The sequence below is a fragment of the Burkholderia sp. IT-111MI5 genome, assembly GCF_949752865.1.
Taxonomy (GTDB): Bacteria; Pseudomonadota; Gammaproteobacteria; order Burkholderiales; family Burkholderiaceae; genus Burkholderia; species Burkholderia pyrrocinia_C.
Map to the genome: position 1 here is coordinate 1 of NZ_CATKIF010000017.1, position 24,253 is coordinate 24,253.

Here is a 24,253-nt window from a genome sequence, read left to right on the forward strand (position 1 = left end):
CTCGATTCATTCCGCGCCGGGGCAACCGTATTTGATCGTCACCGATCCGCGGTTGACGAGCTACACGAATTTCATTTCGAGCGACTACATGCTCGGCCAGTTGAATCTGAACCCGGCGAGCATCGAGAAGCGCTTGGGCGACGGAATGTATGAACAGCAGATGGTGCGCAACCAGATTACCCAGCTCACCGGGCGCACGTTCCTGCCGGGTTACGCGAGCGCCGAAGACGAATATCGGGCGCTGATGACGAACGGCGCGAACTACGCGAAGTCATTCGGTTTGGTGCCCGGCATGGCACTGACCGCCGCGCAAATGGATGCACTGACGAGCGATATTGTTTGGCTCGTTGACCAGACCGTGACCCTGCCCGATGGCAGCACGACGCACGTGTTGGCCCCGGTCGTCTACATGTCGCAAACCCATGCGAACGACCTGCAACCGACCGGTGCCTTGATCGCGGCCGATGACGTTGAAATTCATACGACCGGCAGCACGACGAATACGGGCGTCATCAAGGGCGGCACGAAGACGGTACGGTCACGCAGGACAGCTACTATCACGAAACGCATTCGGGTATCGGCACAAGCGGCCTGAGCGTGAGTATCGGCACGCAGAAGAAAAATGATACGGACCATGCTTCGTCCGTCACGAACAACGCGAGCACGATTGGTTCGCTTAATGGCGATCTGACTATCAAGGCGGGCGATACGTTACACGTGACGGGCAGCGACCTGATTGCTGGAAAGAACCTGACCGGTACGGCCGCGAACGTCGTGATCGATTCGGCGACGGATACCAGCAACAAGACGCATAGCGAAACGACCAGTAGCAGCGGCGTTACGCTCGGCCTGTCGGGTAGCATCGGTGACGCGATCAACGGTGCGTATCAGCAGGCGCAGGCGGCAAAGAGCGGTGCCGGCGACAGCCGTGCAACAGCCCTACACGCGATTGCGGCGGCGGGCGATGCTGCTATCGGCGTTGCGAGTGTCACCGGTGGCGCGCTTGCAGGGAAAGGAACACCAAGCATCGGCGTCCAAGTCAGCGTCGGATCGAGCCACAGCCGACTCGACACCTCGGAAAACCAGACGACGCAGCGCGGATCGAGCGTGACGGCCGGCGGCACCACTTCCCTGATTGCGACGGGCAACGGTACGCCGGGCAGCGGCAATATCACCGTGGCGGGTTCGAACGTGTCGGGCAACGATGTGTTGCTGGCCGCAAAGAATCAGATTGACCTGCAGAACACCACGAACACCGATTCAACGCGCAGCTCGAATTCGTCGTCAAGCGCGAGCGTCGGCGTATCGATCGGTTCGAATGGGATCGGGGTTTCGGCATCGATGTCGCGAGCGCACGGCGACGGCAACAGTGACGCTGCGATGCAGAACAATTCGCACGTGACGGGTGCGAACAGCGTGACGCTTGTCAGCGGTGGCGATACGAACGTGATCGGGTCGAACGTGAACGGCGGCACGGTGACGGCAAGCGTGGGCGGCAACCTGAATCGCGACACGTCGAACTTGAACGGAACGGTATCGAAAACGCCGGACGTGCAAAATCTGCTGGATAAGCAGGCCGACGTGATGAACGCAGCGCAAGCTGCAGGTCAGGTCGTCGCGCAAGGCATCGGCTCTTACGCGGACATGAAGCATGCGGAAGCTCAACGCGCGGCTGATGCGGCCGGACTCGCTGGCGATAAGACGGCGCAGGCTGCCTATCAAGCCGAAGCCGATTCATGGGACGAAGGCGGAACTAACCGAGTTTATCTGCATATTGCAGGCGGAGCGCTCATTGGCGGCTTGGGCGGGGGTGGAGTCGGGAGCGCGGCGCAGGGGGCGGCTGGTGCAGGATTGGCAGCGTTGCTGGCCGATCAGACGGCGCAGGCCGCAAAAGAGGTGGCAGGCGCGACGGATTCGACACTTGCCGGGAAGGTGTCTGGCAACTTGCTCGTCGGTGCGCTAGGCTGGCTGGTCGGTGGAACAGCAGGCGCAGCCACTGCTTCGAATGTCAACCTGTATAACCAATGGAACCACACCGATACCGACACGCTTGAAGAGGCCAGTGGACAAGGCACGTCCCGCAAGAAAACGACGGCGCTCGATTTGGTCTTGCAGAGTATAGCCAATGGACTGAACGCGGTTATTGGTATTGGTGGTGGCAAGCCGCCTACCGCGAGTCCGGGGTTGGTGTTGGTCGGTGAGGCAGGGGCGGGTGGAAAGACGCTTCAGCCGGGGGGCGCGGGCCTTGGGCTGGATACGGCCACGCTTGCTAAAAATGGGCAGTCGTCGGGGGCTGGCGACTCCAACACGCCTATGTTGGGCGCTGACGGCGCGCAGTTCGCTAGCAAGACCATATGGAAGGGGGATGGCAAGGAGCGAATTGACGTGGAGAATCCGAACCCGGGGCAACGCCCGGGCCAGATACACTATCAAGACAATCAAGGAAACAAGTATCTTTACGATCCAAGTACGAATTCGTTCCCTGACGCACCGAACTCAGTTAACAAGCTGTTGAACGATCCGAGCTTCAATTCGGCAATTCAGAAAGGACTCAACAAATATCTCGGAGGTAAATGATGAAAATTAATCGACCGATGAAGGATGCCCTGGGTGAAGCGCGACTGAACTGTCCGCTCATCCCGTCGTTAAAGAGCATCGCAGATAGTGGATTCGAACTGCGTGACGAGTGTTATCTCTTGCGCGCCCTATTGGGATCAACAAATGTGACGCGCGGTAACTTTCCCGATCGCACTGGCTATGAATGCTTCGTCAATTCTTTGCACGTCGAAGACTACGACTCGGAGTTGCCACTTGCGCAGGCTGTCCTGCTTGTGAGGGACGTGTTTGCGATTTGGAACACGATGCAACGAATGCCACAACTCACCGCTGTCGTAAGTGCCGATGAATTTAGTGTTGTGACAAAATTTCATGTTCGCCGCCCCGGGGAGCAATGGTTAAGCGATAACATCGATGGTTACGATGATCCAGTTATGTCGATTGACTCAAACGAGGACGTTATTTCTCAAATTGCGGCGATTCGGTGAGTGGATACGTCGCGAAATGTAGTGCTGTAACCTATCTGTGGGCGTTGCCCGTCTGACAATGAAAACAATCAATCGGCTAGCGGTACTACCGCTCACATCGCTTATATCTCTTGCAGTGCACGCACAGCAAGCACCGACGCCTGCTGACCAAGCCGCCGCTGCACGCGCGAACGCGGAACAGGATCGACAGGCGCAGCAGCAACGCGACGCGCAGCAGCGTGACGCCTCGTTACGCGCCCCTTCCGTGCGGTCGGAAGGGCCACGCGCTGAAACGTATCCGCCGTTGCCGAGCGAACAGCCGTGTTTCCGTATCGAACGCTTTGCGCTCGACGTACCGGATTCGCTGCCCGACACTGCGAAGTCGGCCGGGGCCTCGGCACTGCCGATGGATCGCTTCGCCTTCGCTCGCGAATGGCTCGCCCACTACGCGGGCCAGTGCGTCGGCAAACAAGGTGTTGATACGATCGTCAAGGCGTTGTCTCGCGAAATCTTGGCGCGCGGCTACATCACAACGCGCGTGTTGCTGCCGGAGCAGGATTTGGCGACCGGCACGCTGAAGCTTGCGTTGATTCCGGGCGTGATTCGGCACGTCCGTTTCGCCGACGAGATATTGCGCGGCACGTGGAAGACCGCTTTCCCGACCGGTGACGGCGAAGTGCTGAACCTCCGCGACCTTGAGCAAGGTCTGGAGCAAATGAAGCGCGTCAGCAGTCAGGACGTGTCGATGCAAATAGTTCCCGCTGGCCAACCGGGCGAAAGCGATGTGGTGCTGGATGTGAAGCGCGGCAAGCCGTGGACCGTCGTCGCATCGATTGACAATTCAGGCACACGCGCAACCGGCAAACTGCAGGGCAATCTGTCGATCGGCATCGACAACCCGCTTGGCTTGAACGACGTGTTTAACGTTGGTGTCAGTCAAGACCTCGAATTTGGCGACAAGCGCCTTGGTTCGCACGGTTGGAACGGCTTCTATTCGATTCCGTGGGGCTACTGGACTGCCACGATTGCGGCGTACACGAACACCTACTACCAACAGATTGCCGGCGTGAACCAGACGTTCGTTGCGAGCGGCAATTCGAAGACGCTGGATTTCAAACTGGCCCGTGTGCTGCTGCGCAGCCAAAACGACGTGTTCGGTGGATACGTCCGGTTGTCGCGTCGCTTCGGTGAAAGCTTCATCGAAGATACGGAAATCACGCAGCAACGCCGCAACAACACGGTTATCGAACTCGGGCTGACCGATCGTCACTTTTTCGACGGCGCGCAGTTCGACGGTACGCTCGCCTATCGTCAGGGTGTCGGCGGACTCGGTGCGCGGGACGATATACTCGCGGCCGGCGGTGGCCCAACCTACCGCTACAGAATGGCGGTGCTGGATGCGAATTTGTCGGTACCGTTCGCGATCGCCAAGCAACCGTTCCGCTACGTGACCAGCATTCACGGTCAGTACACGGGAAATACGCTGTACTACATCGATGACCTGACCATCGGCAGCCGCTACACGGTGCGCGGCTTCGATGGTGAAACGATGTTGGCGGCAGCGCGTGGCCTCTATTGGCGCAACGAACTGCAAATGCCTATCGGGCAGACCGGACAAGCGATTTATGCCGGACTGGATTACGGCCGTGTATGGGGACCGCAGCCGGTTGTGTTGGTCGGAACGCAGTTGGCCGGTGCAGTGATTGGCGTGAAGGGTAGTGTCGCGACGCGGTTGGGGGCCTACGGGTACGATCTGTTCGCCGGCACGCCCGTGTACAAGCCATCGGGGTTCCCGACTGCGCGCGTCACGATTGGATTTCAGTTGACGGCTCAGTTTTGAGGGATGCGAGACAGAGCGTCGGTGAGGGAGCAAGTGCCGCTGCGGTAGCTGCGACAGCCGAGACTGCTGCGCGTCGTTGCTTCACCAGACCCGACGTCGTCGAGCATAGCGGACGACCGTTATCGCAAGGCACGTCGTCGCTCCATAGCGTGCGACCGAATTGCTTGTTTGCGATGGCTAACGAGCACTGGTGCAAGGAGATGATTGGGCAGGGGACTACAGGCGCCGCCCTCAAGCTCACGGAGCTCAGGGGCAGGTGGCAAGCATCGGATCTGTCTCACCGCAAGCAGCTATACAGGGACGAGGTCGTTCTCGTTCAATGAGGCAGGACCGTCGAGTTCTTCCAGGTCCATTTCCGCTCTTCGTGTCCCGGCAGCGGTCAGTTTGAAGTTCCTGGCTCGGGTGGAGTGTTCCGTGAGAAATCCTGCCTGACTGAGCAGGTACAGCGCATGTAGCAGAATGTCATGCATCTCGATGGCCCGGGTCAGCTTGCGGCCCCGAGACTGATTGCGTTCAAGGCCGTCATCACCCATTAGAATCCTGTAGCGGTCTTTGACGGGCCGCCCCGCGCTGTAGTCTTCTTCGCAACGTTCCCGCGCAACATCGAAATGCAGATTGATGACATGTTCGCTGATGAGTGAACCGCCCCGAGTTTTGTGGAGGCTCCAACTCTTGAGAGAATGGAGCCATGAACAAGAAGCCAAGCAAGTTTTCCCCGGAAGTCCGAGAGCGCGCAGTGCGCCTCGTACGCGAGCAGCGTAGCGAGCACCCGTCGAGTGGGCGGCAGTCGAATCGATTGCGCCGATGATCGGCTGCACGCCGCAGACGTTGTTGGATTGGGTTAAGCGCGACGAGGTCGACCGTGGAGAGCGCGATGGCGTGAGTACGGCCGAGCGTGAACGCATCAAGGCCTTGGAGCGCGAGGTCAAGGAAATGCGCCGGACCAATGAGATTCTCAAACTGGCGAGCGCGTTTTTCGCCCAGGCGGAGCTCGACCGCCGTTTCAAGTCCTGAAGGCCTTCATTGATCAGCATCGCGACACCTTCGGGGTCGAGCCGATCTGCAAGGTCTTGCGGATTGCCCCGTCGGGCTACCGACGCCATGCAGCACAACTTCGCGATCCGTCGAGGCGCTGCGCCCGCGCGAAACGCGATGAGCTTTTGCAACCGGAGATCAAGCGTGTCTGGCAGGCCAACATGCAGGTCTACGGCGTGCCGAAGGTCTGGAAGCAGATGAACCGGGAAGGCATTGCAGTGGCACGCTGCACGGTCGGACGGTTGATGAAACTGCAGGGCTTGCGTGGCGCAGTTCGCGGTAAGCGTGTTCGCACGACGATTCCCGAGGTGACCGCGCCGCGCCCGCTGGACCGAGTCAACCGGCAGTTCAAGGCTGACCGACCGAATCAGCTCTGGGTGTCGGATTTTACGTATGTCTCGACATGGCAAGGCTGGCTGTACGTGGCATTCGTGATCGACGTGTTTGCCCGCCGTATTGTTGGCTGGCGCGTCAGCTCGTCGATGACCACGGACTTCGTTCTGGATGCACTTGAACAAGCGCTGTACGCCCGCCAACTGGGTGAGGACGGGACTTTGATTCATCATTCCGACAGAGGGTCTCAATACGTCAGCATCCGCTACAGCGAACGGCTGGCTGAGGCCGGCATCGAGCCGTCGGTCGGCAGCCGGGGCGACAGCTACGACAATGCGCTGGCCGAGACGATCAACGGCCTGTACAAGACGGAACTGATTCATCGGCGCGCCCCTTGGAAAACGAGGGAATCCGTCGAACTGGCAACGCTGGAATGGGTCGCCTGGTACAACCGTCATCGGCTGATGGAACCGCTCGGCTATATCCCGCCTGCTGAAGCTGAGGCAAACTACTACAGGCAACTCAGAAATGCCGCTGACGTGTCCGCATTAACTTAAACCAACCAGCCTCCACGATTCCCGGTGCGATTCAAATGAGCGATGATTGGCTTAGCGGAGTAAACACTGGCTTTAACCGCATGCGGGACGCTGTGAGTAACGATCGAGTTCTGAGTGCAGATATTCAGAATGCACTCAATAGCAATCGTGTCGAGAAATGGCTGGTTCATACTGATCCTTACGGAAACGTCACCGTAGGAATTTTGGACAAGAATGGGAAATTCGTAATTCAGCCCGACTCAAAAATTATTGGACATTGACATGACTAGAGATTCCTTGGCCCCTCGCTCTTATTGGGATAAATGGATTGAATATTCTCATAACAGAATCGCGGATATGCTGGCCCGGTGCAAGGAACCCTCGGCGAATCCAGGATATCGGCCACAATATGTATTTGAATTGGCCCTGAATCACCTTGAATTGATTCTGAATCGATATTCCCGTGGTGACTCTGTTACTGTCTTATCGCAGTATCTTCCGGGTCTTCTTGATGCGTGGGAAGAATCCGTAAAGCTTGGTGAAAGTGTGTTTACGGATGAGCAAAAGGCGTTGCGTCGAAGCTGGGCAAGGAACCTCGATTTTTACATCATTAGCTTCTGGTTGGTCGGTTTTGCTTTGACATTGGAAATTCCTGATGATCAATGGCGGCGGTTGATAAACTTGATCGGAAATGAAGGCGAAGACGTGCTACTGGATCGCGTAATCGCCAGCCGTGACCACGATCGCAAAATCGGCGCCGAGTTGCGACATCCGAAGCCGTACAAACGCTTGCTCGATGCGGTGAACGCATCGGCGTCTGACCAGCCGAGGATGCTTCGATCTTTTGTTGAGAACTGGTATCGGGAGCTGGATCGACCGGATAAAAAGGGGGGCGTGCCTGCAATATATGCAAAACCATACTGGTACGGTTTCGATGAAAACATTGATGGTGGTGCGTATTTCGGATTTTGGTGCGTCGAAGCGGCTGGAACTGTCAAAGCGCTGAATCTTGACGACAGCCTGTGTGCTGGTCTAAAGCACTATCCATGGGACCTTGTTCATGGTGACCAACCGAACATGGATGTGGAGCATTCGCCCGACGACTCGTCGACTGAAGGATCGTCACCGTCGCAGAAGCGTGGCTTCTTTCAACGGCTATTTCGAAAATAGGCACAGACCAATACGAGCGGAATCGGGGATGAATCTCGCAATGAAAGTAACCAAACGCCTTGTCGCGTTGCCGATTACCGCTTTGGTATTGTAGTGGTCTAATGAATCCGGACACTGATTTAGGCGAGAATGGTCGCCATGAAGAGGTGTCTGATGAGCAAGCAACGACGTACGTTTTCCCCGGAGTTCAAACAGCAAGCCGCCTGTCTGGTGCTCGACCAGGGTTATAGCCATATGGAAGCAAGCCGCTCGGTCGGCGTCGGCGAGACGGTGCTGCGCCGCTGGGTGCAGCAACTTCAGATGGAACGCCAGGGCGTCACGCCGCAGGGCAAGGCAATCACGCCGGATCAACAGCGTATTCAGGAACTCGAGGCGCGTATCGAACGCCTCGAGCGTGAGAAGGCCATGTTAAAAAAGGCTACCGCGCTCTTGATGTCGGAAGGCATCGAACGTACGAAGTAATTGATCAGATTGGCGCAAGCGAATCGGTCGAGCTGATCTGCGCGGTATTCGACGTGTCGCGGTCCTGCCTGTATGCCCACCGAGGGCGAGCCCGACGTGTTGATGCCGAGCGAATGGCACTGCGTAGCCGGGTACACGAGCTGTTCATCGAGAGTCGAAGCTCAGCCGGCAGTCGCAGCATCATGGGCATGATGCGCGAGGAAGGTACGGCGATTGGCCGCTTCAAGGTCAGCCGCTTGATGGAAGAGCTGGGGTTGATCTGCAAGCAGCCGGGTCGCCATGCCTACAAGCAGGCCACGGTCGAGCGGATCGATATCCCGAACCATCTCAATCGCGAATTCGAGGTTGGTACGCCGAATCAGGTGTGGTGTGGTGTGGTGTGGTGACATCACGTATGTCTGGGCGCAGGGACGTTGGCATTATCTGGCCGTAGTACTCGACCTGTTCACGCGTCGGGTTGTTGGCTGGGCGTTCTCGACACGCCCTGATGCCGATCTGGTCGTGCAGGCGTTGGAGATGGCCTATGAGCAACGTGGTCGACCGCAAGGCTTGCTGTTTCACTCGGATCAAGGCGGCCAATATGCAAGCCGGAAATTCCGTCAGCGCCTCTGGCGCTATCGGATACAGCAGAGCATGAGCCGTCGAGGAAATTGTTGGGATAACTCCCCGATGGAGAGGCTGTTCCGCAGCTTCAAGACCGAATGGCTACCGTCAGTGGGCTACATGTCGGCGCAGGAGGCACACCGGGACATCAGCCACTACCTGATGCACCGGTACAACTGGATACGGCCGCATCAGTTCAATGACGGACTGGCGCCGGCGGTTGCGGAAGAAAAACTTAACGCAGTGTCCGGGATTAGTTGACCACTACAACATGGTTGGACATGGGTTTGGGAGCGATTCATCCCCTCACCTAAGATGGGGGCGGCTATCGGTATTCAGGTTGCCGAAACATACCGAGGCATCAATTGTCAGACACGGGAGACGACCGAATGGCTCCATCGCTATCGGCGCGCTGACGGGACATTTATCCGAGAAGGGGAAGCGAATACGGATTGGGACTTGCACAAGATGCCGGCAATAGGAGGTCCCTACGCACGGGAAGTCGAGATCGTGTGTCCGCGTATCCAGGGCGAGACCGTGCGTTATCAAGCATTCGACGTTGGTAGCGGTATCCGGCTAAGCGTCCCGAGCACCTGGACGGTCATATCAGAAGCTCAGAAGGATCAAATGCACACTGAGTTGAAGAGGTACATCGGGAACGAAGTAGATGCTGATAACGCGGCCCCGCTCCTGTTTCAGGCGGTCAGTGGTCCTGGATGGGAAGTGGAAGCCATAACGATCAACGTGAAAACCCCTGCTTCATTCAAACCGAGTGACATCCGCCGCGTTGCCGCGCAACTTCCGCGAGCGCTATCCGGTGAGATCGAGAAGAACATGCGGGAACTGCTGCAGCGCGTGGGCAGTCGACTGACGAGATTCGAAGGAACCAAGATACAAGAATTCAGTGGCCATCCCGCAGCGATCAGTTCATACGAGTACGCCAGGGGCTCTAGCCGCAAACGCGGCCGACTGACGATTGTTTTCACGGATACGTCCGAGATTACGATCACGCAAAGTACTCCCGTCGAGCGCGGCGACGAAGCCATCGTTCGCATGGACCGGATTCGCGATTCGATTCTGGTTCCGTAGTCGGATCTGCTCATTCGCCAAGTCGGGCGGCTTGGGGCAGTGGTCGAAGCTTTGCCCTACTGGCCGCTTGCGAAGAAATCGGAAGACTGCTCTGGGGTCGGGCTGCGACTGACCCTAGCCTCAGAGCTCACCTCATCGAGGACTCGCCAACGTGCCACCACCACGCCAGCGACGGAACGACTGGCAGTGCTGCTGCCCCCCCTTTCGCGACGTCGGTAAAACCGTCATGCTCATAGGCTTTACCGCTGTCCCTAAAGGTATCCCGGAAGATATGGCGTAGCGTAGTCTGGCACCAGTAGAGTCCGCCGCCAGCGTAGTCAATCAATGCATCCAGGTAGCTGGCCAATGCCGGATCGCTGGTCCCTGCAAGCACTTCCAGTCGCAATTCAATGAACCGCCTGACGATCTGCTCGTAATGCCGATTGGACAGCACAAGCGCTTCCTCCTTGTCGCATCGATACGTATTGCGGACCACGTCGATCATGTTGTGGTCATCATATGCCCGGTGCGCTTCCTTGAAGTACGAGTAGACTTCGCCGCCCCAGTTGACGATCATGTTAGCCATTTCGGATAACGCACGAACGCGGCGATCGGCTAGCATTCGTATGCTCACTGGAATCTGGCGGACGATTGGAATCAGCCCGATATAGGCAAAACCGCCGCCGCATTGCAGACGCAGATTGGCGCCATCGCTCAACGACGGTTTGACACCACGGGCAATGTTGCTGGCTTTAACCACTTCCAGCAAATACCAGCCCTTGACTGCGTCCACCCACTGATAGATCAACTCCGGCGGCCCGAAGTGCTCCAGACGAATCCGGATGTCACGAAACGCGAGCGCGTAGTTGTCGTTTGGATCCTCGATGTACTCGGGTGCCTCGATGGCCCGATGGATTCGCGACACGGCTTGCACTAGCGTTTCCGGATCGTTGCGCGTCGGCCCTTCGTCGCAATAGTAATCGTCGAAGGCAAATACGACCATCGACCAGTCGGCTGCAATCTGCGCGAGTTCCAGCGGCCCCGAAGGATACAGCAAGCCAGTCAGGCCGCCACCTACGCGACCGATCTCCAGACGGTCACGCTGTTCGCGGTCTTCATACAAGCTGAAACGGTCCATAAACGCGACGGACCCGACATGTACCTCTTCGATGCGCGGATGAGAATTGACGGAGAATGGCCAGTATATGGCGGGGACTTTGTCGATGTCAGAAGCAATATTCATGATGAAGACCATCCTCACTACTTGTTGGTGACTAGAGTGGAAATACCGCGCTCCTCAGGCTCCTCTGGCAGGTGTGTTGTTCTCCCGAGTACGATTGATGTTGCTCGATCGTTGACGGCAAGCTCGGCGACCGGGTAGAACTGCTTGCTCCATCGTCGAAGCGCAGCGACGGAGGTTTCACCCGCGACGAGTTTGGGGTGCTCGAGATATTGACGGTGATTCCAGATTTCGAAGTCGGCGCGGGCCACCCTTGCAAACCAACGATGGGCGGCGCCGGAAAGCGCTGCATAGATCACCGCGCGCAACGCAACCGGCAACGCATCGAGCCGCGGGATCCGCAACGCGTCACTCCACCTGAATTTCCAGCGCAATGGGGCGAGCGGCGTTGCGAAAGACTGCGTTCGGACTCGGACAGCCAGGTTGGGTATGTTGATTTCTCCTTCGGTATAGCCAAGGCCGTGGCTGGTGAAGCACATCGTCACCGCCACGCCGTGCCATCGCCCGCTGAGTTCGAATGTGATCCGGCAACCGTCGGCGTGATGCGTCACCGCTGTATCGGTAAAGCCGTGCAGCACTGGGAAATGTGCGACGTCCGCCGTGTTTTCGACCATGTCTTGCACGTAGCCAGTCGGTTCGGCACTACTACTGTGCGGGCGGGAAAAACCTTCGAAGCCGAATTCCGGCAACGCAAAATTCGGCGGCTGCCCACTACTGTCTCGCCACGTGAATACGGCGCCGTTGACCTCGCAGGTATGCTGGTGGCTCAACGCAGCAAATGGCGGCTTCTGGCCATTGCCGGTCCGTACGCAATGGCCGTCCGGCGCGAAGGCCAGGCCGTGAAACGGGCACACGATGTCTTCGCCGTCGATCCGGCCGCCATGACCAAGATGCGCTCCCAGGTGGGGGCAATAGGGTTCAGCGATGCACGCCCGACCCGATCGGGTCCGGTACACCAGCAATTCCTGTCCCGCAAAAGGAACCGTCAGCACAGCGCCTGGCTTCAGTTCGTCGCTCAGGCACACCGCAAACCATCCATTCGGGTAGGGAAGCGGTTGGCGCGTATCACCGGGATCAGGGGATCGATGTCGCGATTTCATGAGGTCTCCTGCGGCTAAAGGGGAATAGGGGACGCGTGGTACTTATGGCCGACGGACCACGATGCTATAAGTCGACACCTTGTTCTTGATCAGCGCGACCGACCAGTTCTCCGCGAGCACCCGCAATTCCTCGAGCGTGCCAGTTGTCCCATGCGGGAAGTGTTTCTCAATGTTTGCCTTCGAATCCATCAGCCAGCGCGCGACGTCGATGTTCGACGGCAGCACCCGCATGTCGTGCAGCGTGAAGCCCGCATCTGTAAGTACCTTTGCGAAGTACTCGGGCGTTTTGCGGTGCTTGCACGCGATTCGGTCGACTTCGTCCGGCGTATCGGACTGGTATTCGCTTAGGTCAATGTTGTACAGGTTGTCCGAAATCACTACCGAGCCGCCCGGACGTACGCGTGGATACAGCACCTTCATGGCTTTTTCGTACAACGCATTCGGAAAGTGCGAGATCACGCCGCGGATGATCACCAGGTCGTACGGCGTCGCGGCGTCGGGTAGCAGGTCGACGTCCTGCGCGTTGCATTGATATAGGTTGATCCTGCTTTCGAGGCCATGCTTCGCGTGCAATTGCGCGCAGTATTCGAGTTGCTCCTGGCTTACGTTGACGCCATCGAGCCGGGCGCAATCCGCGAAGCGGTCCGCGAGATACTTCAGGATGTAGCCCCAGCCGCAGCCGATGTCGAGGATGCGTCCGACAGGCGGATGGTCATGCTCGTCGAATCCTGCGAGACGCAATTGCCGCTCGAAGTATCGGATGCCCGACTCGTCCAGAGAAATCGGCGGCGTCGAGCGCGGGTCGTCGTAGACACCGAATTGGAACAGCAGGTACTCGCCGATTGCCTTGCGCCAGTCCGCCGGGTCGCCTTCGTAGGTTGTTTCGATCTTGCGCTGATACTCGCTAACCGTTTCGCCACAAAGCCGGTGAACGGGTAACTTCCGGAGGCTGCCGCGCACATGGGCATCCGCCATCGTCCGTTCGCTGATCTGGTCCATATCGCATCTCCGTGCAGGTCAACCATCGTCGAATGACAAGACACATCGCTGGCCGCCCGACAAATACGGCCCGTTTAAAGAGAAATTAAATCCCCCGCCGCAGAAAATATTTCCGCAGCGCACGAAATGACGCGAGGATTAAAGTTGCCGAACTGTCAGGTGAGTCGGGCCATGTTTCTACCCCGTTTAATAATTGAAGAAAGCGTACCAATTTTTCGTTGGTATTTCGATATTCGGAGCGATAGCTAATCGCCGCTGCGCTACATCACGACTGCCTCGTGCACTTCAATTCGCAATTTCGTGAACGAAGTGCCACGATGTTCAAAATTCAGTCGCATGAGAACTGGTTATAAGAGACCAGATTGGATTTTTCAAGATTGCGAAACGCAAGGCGCAATAAGCAAAAGACTCTCAATCGCCCATCGGTCTGGTTTATGAAAGGATTCGGTTGAGCCGGTACCCGGACGGGTTCTGGACGAGGTTCGTGCACTCCTCATCGACAGCGTGGCCCGCACGAGCGGTCATCTGTCGTCCAATCTCGGCAGCGTGGAATTAGTGATCGCGTTGCACTACGTGTTCGACGCACCGCACGACACGCTTTGTGTGGGATGTCGGTCATCCGTCGTATGACTGACCCTGAACCAGAATTAGTCCCGGTCGGAAGTGGAGATTTCCGGCTTGTGACCCTGAACCAGAATTAGTCCCGGTCGGAAGTGGAGATTTCCGGCTTGGTTGAGTTGTCAGGCGAAGTGGATTTCCTTGCCTGACGGGCGAATTCGGCGGGTGTCATCCACTGCAATGCGGAGTGGGGACGAACCTCGTTATAGTACGTGCGCCAGTCGTCGATTTTGCTCTGCGCGTCAGCCAATGACAAGAACCAATGCGCGTTCAGACATTCCTGACGGAAGCGCCCGTTGAAGCTTTCGACCTTGGCGTTGTCAGTGGGCGTGCCCGGCCGGCTGAAATCCAGTTCAACGCCATGTTCATACGCCCACCGGTCCATTGCCTTCGAGATGAACTCGCTGCCATTGTCGACCTTGATCGTGGCGGGGTGCCCGCGCATGGCAGTAATACGCGTCAGCGCTTCGACCACATGCTCCCCCTTCAGACTTTGTCCGACCTCGATGGCAAGACATTCCCGTGTGTAGTTGTCGACGACGGTCAGAGTACGAAGGCGTCGCCCATCGAACAGTGCATCTGCAACGAAATCCATGCTCCAGATTTCGTTGATCGCGGTCACGATGTGCTTGGGCTGTCGCAGCCGAGCCGATTTGTTACGCCGTGGCCGCTTATGCCGCAGTGACAGGCCCTCCGCTCGATACAGCCTGTAGACGCGCTTGCAGTTATCTCGCCAGCCTTCCCGTCGCAGGACCACGTGAACGCGTCGATACCCGTAGTGCACGCGCGTGGCGGTGATTTCCTTGATACGCATGAGCAGCGCCGACGAATCGCGCGCAACCGACTGATACCGATACAGCGAGCGCGACATGCCAAACAACGCGCAGGTCTTCGTCAGGCTGGTTCGATAGCGATCACGCAATTCATCGATCAACATGCGCCGACGGGAAGGCTTCAGAGCTTTTTTGCGAGTACGTCCTGCAGCATGGCCTTGTCCAGGCTCAGGTCCGCCACGAGCCGCTTCAACTTCGTGTTTTCCTCTTCGAGCTGGCGCAAGCGGCGCAACTCAGAAGGCCCCAGCCCTCCGAATTTCTTCTTCCAGTTGTAGAAAGTCGCTTCGCTGATCCCGAGCTTGCGACAGATCTCTTCGACCTTCGTCCCCAGCTCCGCCTGCTTCAGTGCAAATGCGATCTGCTCTTCCGTAAACTTGCTCGTCTTCATGGCATGGCCTTCGTGTCCGCGTGGACACATCATGCCGAATTTCTCTACTTTTGAACCGGACTATTTCTTGGGTCAGGGTCAAAGGGTCAAACACACCCCCTCACTCCACCGTCACCGATTTCGCCAGGTTCCTCGGCTTGTCGATATCCGCACCGCGCAAACACGCCGCGTGATACGCAAGCAACTGCAACGGCACCACATGCAGGATCGGCGACAACAGCCCGTAATAATCCGGCATCCTCAACACTGACACGCCTTCGCTATTATCGATCCGCGTATCGGCATCGGCGAACACATAAAGCTGCCCGCCGCGCGCTCTCACTTCCTGCATGTTCGACTTCAGCTTCTCGAGCAGCGCATCGTTCGGCGCGATCGTCGCGACGGGCATGGTATGGGTCACGAGTGCCAGCGGCCCGTGCTTCAGCTCGCCTGCTGGATATGCTTCCGCGTGGATATAAGAAATCTCCTTCAGCTTCAGCGCGCCTTCGAGCGCGATCGGGTAATGCAGCCCGCGCCCGAGAAACAGCGCATTCTCGTGCTGCGCAAATTCCGCCGCCCAGCGCTCGATCTGCGGCTCCAGCCCGAGTACGTCGTCGAGCGCGTCGGGCAGCCGCCGCAGCTGCATCGTGTAGCGCGCGAGCTGCGCGTCGTCGACATAACCTCGCAGCCGCCCGAGCGTCACGGCGAGGATGAACAGCGCGACGAGCTGCGTCGTGAACGCCTTGGTCGACGCGACGCCGATTTCCGGGCCGGCCCGCGTCAGGAACCGCAGGCCGGTCTGACGCATCATCGCGCTGGTCGGTACGTTGCAGATCGCCAGCGTGTCGATATGGCCGAGCGCTTGCGCGTACTTGAGCGCGGCGAGCGTGTCGGCGGTCTCGCCGGATTGCGACACGCTCACCACCAGCGTGTTCGGCGTGGCGAGCGCGTCGCTGTAACGGTATTCGCTCGCGATTTCGACCTGCGCGGGCACGCGCGCGATCGTTTCGAGCCAACGGCGCGCGGTCAGGCCGGAATAGTGACTCGTGCCGCACGCGAGAATCAGCACGTTGTCGATCTGTTCGAACGCCCGCGCGGCGTCAGGGCCGAATACGGCCGGATCGAACAGCCCCGCATCCGGGATGGTCGCGGCCACAGCCTGCGGTTGCTCGAAAATCTCCTTCTGCATGAAGTGCCGGTACGGCCCGAGTTCGACCACGCCTTGCACGGAGGAGACGGTCTGTATCGCACGCTCGACCGGCGCGCCGCTGCGATCGAGCACGCGCACGCCGCCTGCCGTCAACTCGACGACGTCGCCTTCCTCGAGAAAGATGAAGCGGTCGGTGATGCCGGCGAGCGCGAGCGCGTCGGATGCGAGAAAGCATTCGCCGTCCTTCACGCCGACGACGAGCGGGGAGCCGGCCCGCGCGCCGATCAGCCGCTGCGGCTCGTGTTTGCTGAACACGGCGATCGCATAGGCGCCGTGAAGCTGCGACGTCGCATCGCGCACGGCGGCGAGCAGGTCGCCGCGATATTTACTGTGGATCAGGTGAGCGACGACCTCGGTGTCGGTCTGGCCGTCGAACTCGTAGTGCTCGTCTGAAAGTTGCTTACGCAACGTTTCGTGGTTCTCGATGATGCCGTTGTGCACGAGCGCGATTTCGTCACGCGAGAAGATCGGATGCGCGTTGCAGGTTGCCGGTGCGCCATGCGTTGCCCAGCGGGTGTGCGCGATGCCGGTGCTGCCGGTCAGGCCGGTGCTGCGCACGTGCGCGTCGAGATCGGCGACGCGCGACACGCTGCGTTCGCGGCGCGCCTGGCCGTCGACGACCGTTGCGACGCCGCATGAATCGTAGCCGCGATATTCGAGGCGACGCAAACCTTCAATCAGAATCGGGACGATGTCCCGTTGCGCGACCGCGCCGACGATGCCACACATTACACGTCTCCTTCCAATTTGATCATCATGGACCGTGCGCACCCTTGCATCAGCGCGACGCGGTTGCCGTTGGCGTTGCCGTCGCCGTCGTGAATCCGCATTGAGCGGGTGTGACGGGCTCGGCCGTCCTGCTTTCGAATGCCAGATATAGCGACTCCTCCAGTACGTTCCAGTGTGCGCCGTGGCGGTACGGGCCGGATCGCGTATGCCAGCAGGCGACCGTGCTCCGGTCGTTCATCTTGTACGCGACCAGCGCGATCAAGCCCCATGGATAATCGGTGCCGGCGAGTTGCTGCCACGTCCTGCCGTACTTCTTCATCCATTGCGCGTAGATCATCTCGCTAGATTGTTCGGGAACCTGAATATCTGAAAGGAGCGGGAAGATCTGTGCGACTTTCGCCGGATAAAAGCTCGTACCGCCGATTCGCTGCGTGCTTGCGCGAAAACCGGATTGCGTGCCGAGCCAGAACACCTTCAGGATCGCCGACGCGAGCTGGTCGGCGCGCTGGCTCCACGGGCCCGAGTGCATGTAGTCGGCGCGCCGGACGTAGTACGCCGCGAGCGCCCGGAACGCGCTGTGTACCTCGACGTTGTCCATCAGCAGCGCGACGTGCAGCGACGACGAGATCTGATAGACGCCGGCAGGCTTGTCGAGCAGGGTGTCCAGATGCGCGCCTGCGCGGCTCAGGCTGAGTGCCCATGCGGCAGGCATGCCGTCGGGCGGTGCGAAACGGGCGAGCAGTTCGATCCAGGTCGCCATCATCGCGTCGTCGGCATCCGCTTCGGCGCATGGGCTGTACTGGCCGTTCTTCACACAGTAGCGATCGAAGCCGCCGTCCAGACGCTGGCGCGGCAACAGCCAGGCGATCCATGCGAGTGCGGCCTGATGCGCGTCGAGTCGCGCATCGGAGGCGGCGAGCAGCGCCTTCGCCGCGAAATAAGGATCGATGCCGGCACCGTTCAGACGCACGGTGATCGCTCCGTCGGGGCGCTGGTACAGCCCGTTGAGCAGGAGTTCGGCGGCGTTCGCGTGCAGCGCGAAGCCGCACGCGGCGACACAGCAGGCGACGCGCCACAGGCGGCGCAGCCGGGCGGCAGCTGCCACGCATGCGCGTACAGCCGGGAAAAGCGCGGGCCGGTTCATGATCGGGGGCTCCTGCGCGGTGGTCCTTCGCAATCGTCGCCGGGTGCGGCGTTGGCCGCGTCGCGCCTGGCGAGCGTGTCGACGTTGTGGCTCAGTACACCCTGGTGCTGGTGAACGTGAGGCTGGTGCCGCTATTCGCGGTCGGGAGCCGGTTCGTCGCATGAGCGCTTGAGGCGGCCCGCGGATCGCGCGGATGTCGACGGGAAACGACGGCACGTTCGTCGCGCAGGGGCGGCTGTCGTTCGCCCCGGGCGGACGCGTCGCGTCGCCTCCCGGCTTCGGTGCTTCGGCGCCTCCGTCTGTCCGCTGTCGTGCGAGTACTTCGGGACACACCTGTCCGGTATTAAGCAAGGCGTGAGCCATCGGCCGCGATGCACCGCGCAGCAAGGGGCGGGAGGGCAAGCTGCGAATGCGGACCGGGCGGCGGCGGCGGGTTTTGATTCACCGACGAATCAGCTTGTGCGCAAGCGGTGCGACCGCTCGCGGTCGACGTTGCGGCCTGCGCGCGTCATGCGGCGTGCGATTCGTCTGCCGAACCGGTGCCGCCTTGCCGGATGCGGCTTTGCGCGGTCGGCGCATCACGCGCCATTCGCTGCGTATGCATGGGCCGGGAAGCAGGGGCACTGCCCGCTGCCGCGAGCGCCGGATGGACCGGATTCAGATGTACCCGCCGGTTCCGGATTTGCGTTACACATTCGCAACATTTCCCTCCCGCCGACTCGGGCGGCGCGAACGACGCCGCATGTCGGGAAAACCTCAGTTCATGACCGTGGCCGAGCGGTGGATTGCTCGCCGCGCACTGCACAGACAAAGGTTGCGAATCGAGGCAACGCAAAGCGTCTCGAAGGATGCGTGAGGCCCGGGGCGCAATGGGCGCTCGACATGAATTCGTTATTTAGCGGACGACGTCGCCGGATGGATCGTGCGACCGACCGGGTGTTTACCCATGCCGCGCTCGCCGGGCGATGCGACGCTCGTAGCAATTGTGAAACATTCCGCACGCGCGGCATGTGCGCCGCGTGCGCCGAGCGAACCGGACCCGGCCGCAGGGCGGTTGGTTTGAATATTGCTGTAGTGGTAGTGACGTGACGCACGGCCCAGCGAGGAACGACTCATGACGTGACCGATCAAGTGCAACGGGACGCCGGTAGTACGACGATTCGCGTGGCGGAGACCGCGCGGACAGGACGGCGCGCTCGCCCCGCGACGTCGCTACGCGTTGACCGCGTGCGAGCCCGGGAGGCGCCGCCTGAATACATGCTTCGCGCCACGAGCAGGGTCATTCGGCGCGAAGCGGCTAAACGAGGATAACGATGAAAAAGATCTTGCTTGTGTTCGGGACTCGGCCGGAGGCCATCAAGATGGCGCCGCTGGTGCGCGCGCTGAAGGCGCAAACGGATGTCGACGTCAAGGTATGCGTGACCGCGCAGCATCGGGAAATGCTCGATCAGGTGCTGACGTTGTTCGACATCAAGCCCGACTACGATCTCGACCTGATGCGTCAAAGTCAGACGCTGACCGACGTGACGACCGGTATTCTTCAGGCGATCGGCGTGGTCTTCGACGAATTGCGCCCGGACGTCGTGCTGGTGCACGGCGATACGACGACCACACTCGCGGTCAGTCTCGCGGCGTTCTACCGCTACCTGCCGGTCGGGCACGTGGAGGCCGGTTTGCGCAGCGGGGACATCTGGTCGCCGTGGCCGGAGGAACTGAATCGCCGTGTGACCGACGCGGTATCGTCGTGGCATTTCGCGCCGACCGGGAAGGCGCGCGACAACCTGCTCAGCGAGGGCGTGCCGGGGGGCGCGGTCGTGCTGACCGGCAACACCGTGATCGATGCGCTGCACGAGGTCAAGCGCATGCTGGACCACAACGCGGAGCTGACGGAAAAGGTTGCCGCGAGTTTTCCGTTCCTCGAACCGTCGCGTCGTGTCGTGCTGATCACCGGCCATCGCCGCGAGAGCTTCGGCGAGCCGTTCCGGCATTTCTGCGAGGCGTTGTGCACGCTCGCGAACCGCTATCGCGATGCGCAGTTCGTCTATCCGCTGCATATGAACCCGAACGTGCGGGAGCCGGCGCGCGCGCTGCTCGGCGGCGTGCCGAACATTTACCTGATCGAGCCGCAGGAATATCTGTCGTTCGTATTCCTGATGTCACGCGCGCATTTCATCATCACCGATTCGGGCGGGATTCAGGAGGAAGGGCCGGCGCTGGGCAAGCCGGTGCTTGTCACGCGCGACACGACCGAGCGGCCCGAAGCGATCCAGGCCGGCACCGCGCGGCTCGTCGGCACCAATCAGGAGCGGATCGTCTGGGAGGCGTCGCGGTTGTTCGACAACGAGAGAGCATACGAGGAAATGTCGCGTGCGAGCAATCCGTATGGCGACGGGCATGCGAGCGAGCGGATCGTTCACGCGCTGATGCGTACGCCGGGGGCGACCGCGAAGACGACGAGTTTTTCGATGGGTGCCGCGGAAATGCCGTATAACGCGCTTACGCTGGGGTTGCAGGCGTTGAGGTCGCGATGAACGTGATCGGGCGGTAGAGTCCGATCCGTTCGATGCGGTCGTGCGAAGGTCCGGTCCGGCCGGGAGGCCGGCCGGACCTTTGCATTTGCGCGATTTCGCGATCGACAATTTCCTGTTTCTCGGCCTGTTGATCGCGCTGGGCGGCGTGCGAGAACGAGAAAGAAACGCCTTCCGCCGCGCATCGCGACGCTGATACACAAGTAATCTGCGACGTCACCGACAGGCATGACCCGTCGCAACATTCCTTTCCCGGCTGAACTTCCTTCCCCGATTGCCTAAAACTCTCGAATCGCCTCGATCCGACGGCAAATTCGAAATGGTTCGATAATGCGATCGGCGATCCATGCGGATGAGCGGTTGACCGGGATGTCATCGAAAGGTTGCGAAGGCAACCGGACGACAGGCTCGTTTGCGGCATCGGCCCGATCGTGTCTGCAGGCGACACGATCCACGAAACGGCGCCACGCCTGCCTGGTTGTTCGGAATGTGCGCCGCGCCGTTCGAATCCCCACTCGATGCCTGTCCGACGCGGGCGTCGCAACCAGGAGGTGAACGATGATCACGCTGACCGTCAACGGTAGCGAACAGCATTTCGACGGCAATCCCGACATGCCGTTGCTCTGGTACCTGCGCGATGTCCTCGGCGAAACCGGCACCAAGTTCGGCTGCGGCATGGCGCTGTGCGGCGCGTGCACCGTGCATCTCGACGGCGTCGCGATCCGTTCGTGCATTACGCCCGTCGCGGCCGCTTCCGGCAAGCGCGTGACGACGATCGAGGGACTGTCGACGGACCTGACGCATCCGCTGCAGCAGGCATGGCAGGAACTGAACGTCGCGCAATGCGGCTACTGCCAGTCCGGGCAGATCATGCAGGCCGCGTCGCTGCTGAAGACGAATCCGCACCCGAGCGACGCCGACATCGACGATGCGATGTCCGGCAACATCTGCCGCTGCGGCACCTATACGCGCATCCGCGCGGCAATCCGGCTGGCCGTGCGCCGCGGAGGTGCCGCATGAGCGCACCCGAACTCTCCGTCCACAACGAAAGCCGCCGCGCGCTGCTGCTCGGCTTCGCATCCGGCGGGCTGCTGCTCGCGTTCGGCGTGCCGTCGCTCGCGCGCGCGGCCGTGCCGGTGCAGCCGCCCGTCAGCGCGAATCCGCAATACGGCGGCGCCGGGATGCCGCACGGGCTGCGCGACGATCCGCACCTGTTCGTTGCGATCGCAACGGACGGCACCGTCACCGTGACCTGCATCCGCTCCGAGATGGGGCAGGGCGTGCGCACGAGCGTCGCGCTCGTGGTGGCCGATGAACTCGGTGCGGACTGGGCGCGCGTGAAGGTCGCGCAGGCAGTCGGCGACGAGCCGCGCTACGGCAACCAGAACACCGATGGCTCGCGCAGCCTGCGGCAGAGCTTCGCCGCGCTGCGCCGCGCGGGTGCGGCCGCGCGCACGATGCTCGAGCAGGCTGCCGCGACGGCGTGGGGCGTCGATGCACGCCAGGTCAAGGTGACGGTGCACGAAGTCGTCGACACGAAGAGCGGGCGCAAGCTCGGCTTCGGCGAGCTCGCGGCGAAAGCGGCTGCGCTGCCGGTACCGGATCCCGCCACCGTGACGCTGAAGGCGCCGGCCGAATTCCGCTATATCGGCAAGGGCAAAACCGCATTGATCGACGGCCGCGACATCGTCGGCGGCCGTGCGCACTACGGGATCGACATGCGGCTCGACGGCATGCTGTATGCGGTCGTCGCGCGACCGCCGGCCTATGGCGATACGGTGGCGTCGTTCGACGCATCGGCCGCCGAGAAGCTGCCGGGCGTCGTCAAGGTCGTGCAGCTCGCGTCGACGGCGCTGCCGTCCGGCTTCCAGCCCCTCGGCGGCGTAGCCGTCGTCGCGCGCGACACGTGGACGGCCATCCAGGCGCGTGCGCAGTTGAAGATCGACTGGAAGCACGGGCCCAACGCGAACTACGATTCGGCCGCGTATCGCAAGACGCTCGAAGCGGCCGCCGCGCAGCCGGGCGACGTGATCCGCAGCGACGGCGACGCGGCCACGGCGCTCGCCGGCGCCGCGAAACGTGTGCGCGCGACGTACTACATCCCGCATCTCGCGCACGCGACGATGGAGCCGCCCGCAGCCGTCGCGCGCGTGGCGGACGGCCGCTGCGAAGCATGGACCTGCACGCAGGCGCCGCAGACCACGCGCGACGAGATCGCGAAGGCGCTCGGGCTGCCGACGGAGCACGTGACGGTCAACGTGACGCTGCTCGGCGGCGGTTTCGGCCGCAAGTCGAAACCGGACTACGTGGTGGAGGCGGCGCTGCTGTCGAAGGCGGTCGGCGCGCCGGTCAAGCTGACGTTCACGCGCGAGGACGACATCGCGCACGACTATTTCCACGCGGTGTCGCTCGAAGCATTCGACGGCGGGATCGATGCGTCGGGGAAAGTGGTCGCGTGGCAGCATCGCACGGTCGCGCCGTCGATCCAGTCGACCTTCAGGGCCGGCGTCGTGCACGAGCAGCCTGGCGAACTCGCGCAAGGGATCGCGGATCTGCCGTTCGCGATTCCGAACGTGCGGATCGAGAATCCGGCCGCGCAAGCGCACACGCGGATCGGCTGGTTCCGCTCGGTCTACAACATCCCGCATGCGTTCGGAGTCCAGAGCTTCGTGTCGGAACTTGCGCACGCGGCGGGCCGCGACCCGAAGGATTTCCTGCTCGATCTGATCGGGCCCGCACGGCGTTTCGAGCCGCACATCACGGTGAAGAACGTGAACTACGGCGAGGATCCCGCGCTGTATCCGATCGACACCGGGCGGCTGCGGCGCGTGGTCGAGACGGTCGCGCGCGAAGCCGGCTGGGGACGCAAGCTGCCGAAGGGGCACGGGCTCGGGATCGCCGCGCATCGCAGCTTCGTGTCGTACACGGCTGCGGTGTGCGAGGTGCAGGTCGGTGCGGACGGCAAGATCTCGGTGCCGCGCGTCGACATCGCGATCGACTGCGGGCCGCAGGTCAATCCGGAACGCGTGCGCTCGCAGCTCGAGGGGGCGGTGGTGATGGGGCTCGGCATTGCGCTGCACGGCGAGATCACGTTCAAGGACGGCCATCCTGAACAGAGCAACTTCAACGGCTTCCAGGTGCTGAGAATGAACGAGGCGCCGCGCGAAATCCGCGTGCATCTCGTCGCGCCGGACGACTTTGCGACGCCGCTCGGCGGCGTCGGCGAGCCGGGCCTGCCGCCCGTCGCGCCGGCGCTGACCAACGCGATCTTCGCGGCGACGGGCACGCGCATCCGCAGCCTGCCCGTCGCCGATCAGCTCGCGAAGCCGCAGGCGGGTTGACGCAATACCCTCGAGCCGGGCCGCATCGTGCGGCCCGGCTCGCATCAATCCCTGAAATCCCTGAACGAGGCGTG

At 60.9% G+C, this 24,253-nt stretch carries 14 protein-coding genes, 4 pseudogenes and 1 other annotated feature; of the genes and pseudogenes, 11 read left to right on the forward strand and 7 right to left on the reverse strand.

Going from position 1 to position 24,253, the window contains the following annotated elements:
• The 3 genes and pseudogenes from ACM6JT_RS17065 to ACM6JT_RS17075 all read left to right on the forward strand — a co-directional run.
• A pseudogene (locus tag ACM6JT_RS17065) lies at positions 1-2,577 on the forward strand (hemagglutinin repeat-containing protein); the annotation flags it as partial.
• Complete coding sequence (locus ACM6JT_RS17070) at positions 2,574-3,044, forward strand: hypothetical protein (protein ID WP_254640353.1); 471 nt, start codon at positions 2,574-2,576, stop codon at positions 3,042-3,044. The pseudogene ACM6JT_RS17065 and the gene ACM6JT_RS17070, both read left to right, overlap by 4 nt.
• Before the next feature lie 58 nt (positions 3,045-3,102).
• Positions 3,103-4,863 (forward strand): ShlB/FhaC/HecB family hemolysin secretion/activation protein, encoded by a 1,761-nt coding sequence (locus ACM6JT_RS17075; protein ID WP_217587964.1) that lies wholly within the window; start codon positions 3,103-3,105, stop codon positions 4,861-4,863.
• Positions 4,864-5,153: 290 nt separating this feature from the next.
• Here ACM6JT_RS17075 and ACM6JT_RS17080 read toward each other — a convergent pair whose 3' ends face one another.
• A complete protein-coding gene (locus ACM6JT_RS17080; protein ID WP_407971332.1) occupies positions 5,154-5,396 on the reverse strand; it encodes a hypothetical protein in 243 nt (80 codons plus the stop codon).
• Positions 5,397-5,551: 155 nt separating this feature from the next.
• On the opposite strand from ACM6JT_RS17080, the pseudogene ACM6JT_RS17085 reads away from it, so the two are divergent.
• From ACM6JT_RS17085 to ACM6JT_RS17100, 4 genes and pseudogenes are all read left to right on the forward strand, one after another.
• A pseudogene (locus ACM6JT_RS17085) lies at positions 5,552-6,788 on the forward strand (IS3 family transposase).
• Positions 5,832-5,948 (forward strand) — a sequence feature (AL1L pseudoknot). It overlaps the preceding pseudogene by 117 nt.
• A 261-nt stretch (positions 6,789-7,049) precedes the next feature.
• Entirely contained in the window at positions 7,050-7,937 is an 888-nt protein-coding gene (locus tag ACM6JT_RS17090) for a PoNe immunity protein domain-containing protein (RefSeq protein WP_212232267.1), read from the forward strand.
• Between the two features lie 153 nt (positions 7,938-8,090).
• Positions 8,091-9,263: pseudogene (locus ACM6JT_RS17095) on the forward strand (IS3 family transposase).
• A gap of 198 nt (positions 9,264-9,461) precedes the next feature.
• Positions 9,462-10,091, forward strand: a complete 630-nt coding sequence (locus tag ACM6JT_RS17100) for a hypothetical protein (RefSeq protein WP_217590375.1) — start codon at positions 9,462-9,464, stop codon at positions 10,089-10,091.
• A gap of 127 nt (positions 10,092-10,218) precedes the next feature.
• On the opposite strand, the gene ACM6JT_RS17105 is transcribed toward ACM6JT_RS17100, so the two are convergent.
• Genes ACM6JT_RS17105 through ACM6JT_RS17115 form a run of 3 tightly spaced genes read right to left on the reverse strand, consistent with a single transcriptional unit; the run spans position 10,219 to position 13,409 of the window.
• On the reverse strand, positions 10,219-11,313 hold the full coding sequence (locus ACM6JT_RS17105) for a terpene synthase family protein (RefSeq protein WP_131945665.1): 1,095 nt from the start codon (positions 11,311-11,313) through the stop codon (positions 10,219-10,221).
• Positions 11,314-11,330: 17 nt separating this feature from the next.
• A complete protein-coding gene (locus tag ACM6JT_RS17110) occupies positions 11,331-12,410 on the reverse strand; it encodes a Rieske 2Fe-2S domain-containing protein (RefSeq protein WP_081938553.1) in 1,080 nt (359 codons plus the stop codon).
• A gap of 42 nt (positions 12,411-12,452) precedes the next feature.
• Entirely contained in the window at positions 12,453-13,409 is a 957-nt protein-coding gene (locus ACM6JT_RS17115; protein ID WP_034183300.1) for an SAM-dependent methyltransferase, read from the reverse strand.
• Between the two features lie 465 nt (positions 13,410-13,874).
• On the opposite strand from ACM6JT_RS17115, the pseudogene ACM6JT_RS17120 reads away from it, so the two are divergent.
• Positions 13,875-14,037, forward strand: a pseudogene (locus ACM6JT_RS17120) (1-deoxy-D-xylulose-5-phosphate synthase N-terminal domain-containing protein); the annotation flags it as partial.
• Positions 14,038-14,106: 69 nt separating this feature from the next.
• On the opposite strand, the gene ACM6JT_RS17125 reads toward ACM6JT_RS17120, so the two are convergent.
• From ACM6JT_RS17125 to ACM6JT_RS17135, 3 genes are all read right to left on the reverse strand, one after another.
• Positions 14,107-15,248 (reverse strand): IS3 family transposase gene (locus ACM6JT_RS17125; RefSeq protein ID WP_414856897.1). Its coding sequence is split into 2 segments (ribosomal slippage): positions 14,107-14,996 and positions 14,996-15,248, totalling 1,143 coding nucleotides; the frame shifts between segments, so codons are not numbered across the junction.
• Positions 15,249-15,348: 100 nt separating this feature from the next.
• Positions 15,349-17,166: a glutamine--fructose-6-phosphate transaminase (isomerizing) gene (glmS, locus tag ACM6JT_RS17130; protein ID WP_152858769.1), complete on the reverse strand. Its 1,818-nt coding sequence runs from the start codon at positions 17,164-17,166 to the stop codon at positions 15,349-15,351.
• 49 nt (positions 17,167-17,215) lie between these two features.
• A complete protein-coding gene (locus ACM6JT_RS17135) occupies positions 17,216-18,310 on the reverse strand; it encodes a hypothetical protein (RefSeq protein WP_407971334.1) in 1,095 nt (364 codons plus the stop codon).
• A 1,313-nt stretch (positions 18,311-19,623) separates the two neighbouring features.
• Here ACM6JT_RS17135 and wecB point away from each other — a divergent pair.
• The 3 genes from wecB to ACM6JT_RS17150 all read left to right on the forward strand — a co-directional run bounded on the left by wecB (position 19,624) and on the right by ACM6JT_RS17150 (position 24,179).
• Positions 19,624-20,841, forward strand: coding sequence for a non-hydrolyzing UDP-N-acetylglucosamine 2-epimerase (gene wecB / locus ACM6JT_RS17140; RefSeq protein ID WP_105390643.1), 1,218 nt, complete (start codon positions 19,624-19,626; stop codon positions 20,839-20,841).
• A 555-nt stretch (positions 20,842-21,396) separates the two neighbouring features.
• Positions 21,397-21,858, forward strand: coding sequence for a (2Fe-2S)-binding protein (locus ACM6JT_RS17145; protein ID WP_034183306.1), 462 nt, complete (start codon positions 21,397-21,399; stop codon positions 21,856-21,858).
• A complete protein-coding gene (locus ACM6JT_RS17150; RefSeq protein WP_414856898.1) occupies positions 21,855-24,179 on the forward strand; it encodes a molybdopterin cofactor-binding domain-containing protein in 2,325 nt (774 codons plus the stop codon). The genes ACM6JT_RS17145 and ACM6JT_RS17150 overlap by 4 nt, the downstream gene beginning before the upstream one ends.
• Positions 24,180-24,253 lie beyond the last annotated feature (74 nt).

Coding starts and splice junctions, on each gene's coding strand:
- ACM6JT_RS17070 (WP_254640353.1), top strand. CDS start 2,574: ATGATGAAAATTAATCGACCGATGAAGGATGCCCTGGGTGAAGCGCGA.
- ACM6JT_RS17075 (WP_217587964.1), top strand. CDS start 3,103: ATGAAAACAATCAATCGGCTAGCGGTACTACCGCTCACATCGCTTATA.
- ACM6JT_RS17080 (WP_407971332.1), bottom strand. CDS start 5,396: ATGGGTGATGACGGCCTTGAACGCAATCAGTCTCGGGGCCGCAAGCTG.
- ACM6JT_RS17090 (WP_212232267.1), top strand. CDS start 7,050: ATGACTAGAGATTCCTTGGCCCCTCGCTCTTATTGGGATAAATGGATT.
- ACM6JT_RS17105 (WP_131945665.1), bottom strand. CDS start 11,313: ATGAATATTGCTTCTGACATCGACAAAGTCCCCGCCATATACTGGCCA.
- ACM6JT_RS17110 (WP_081938553.1), bottom strand. CDS start 12,410: ATGAAATCGCGACATCGATCCCCTGATCCCGGTGATACGCGCCAACCG.
- ACM6JT_RS17115 (WP_034183300.1), bottom strand. CDS start 13,409: ATGGACCAGATCAGCGAACGGACGATGGCGGATGCCCATGTGCGCGGC.
- glmS (WP_152858769.1), bottom strand. CDS start 17,166: ATGTGTGGCATCGTCGGCGCGGTCGCGCAACGGGACATCGTCCCGATT.
- ACM6JT_RS17135 (WP_407971334.1), bottom strand. CDS start 18,310: ATGAACCGGCCCGCGCTTTTCCCGGCTGTACGCGCATGCGTGGCAGCT.
- wecB (WP_105390643.1), top strand. CDS start 19,624: ATGAAAAAGATCTTGCTTGTGTTCGGGACTCGGCCGGAGGCCATCAAG.
- ACM6JT_RS17145 (WP_034183306.1), top strand. CDS start 21,397: ATGATCACGCTGACCGTCAACGGTAGCGAACAGCATTTCGACGGCAAT.
- ACM6JT_RS17150 (WP_414856898.1), top strand. CDS start 21,855: ATGAGCGCACCCGAACTCTCCGTCCACAACGAAAGCCGCCGCGCGCTG.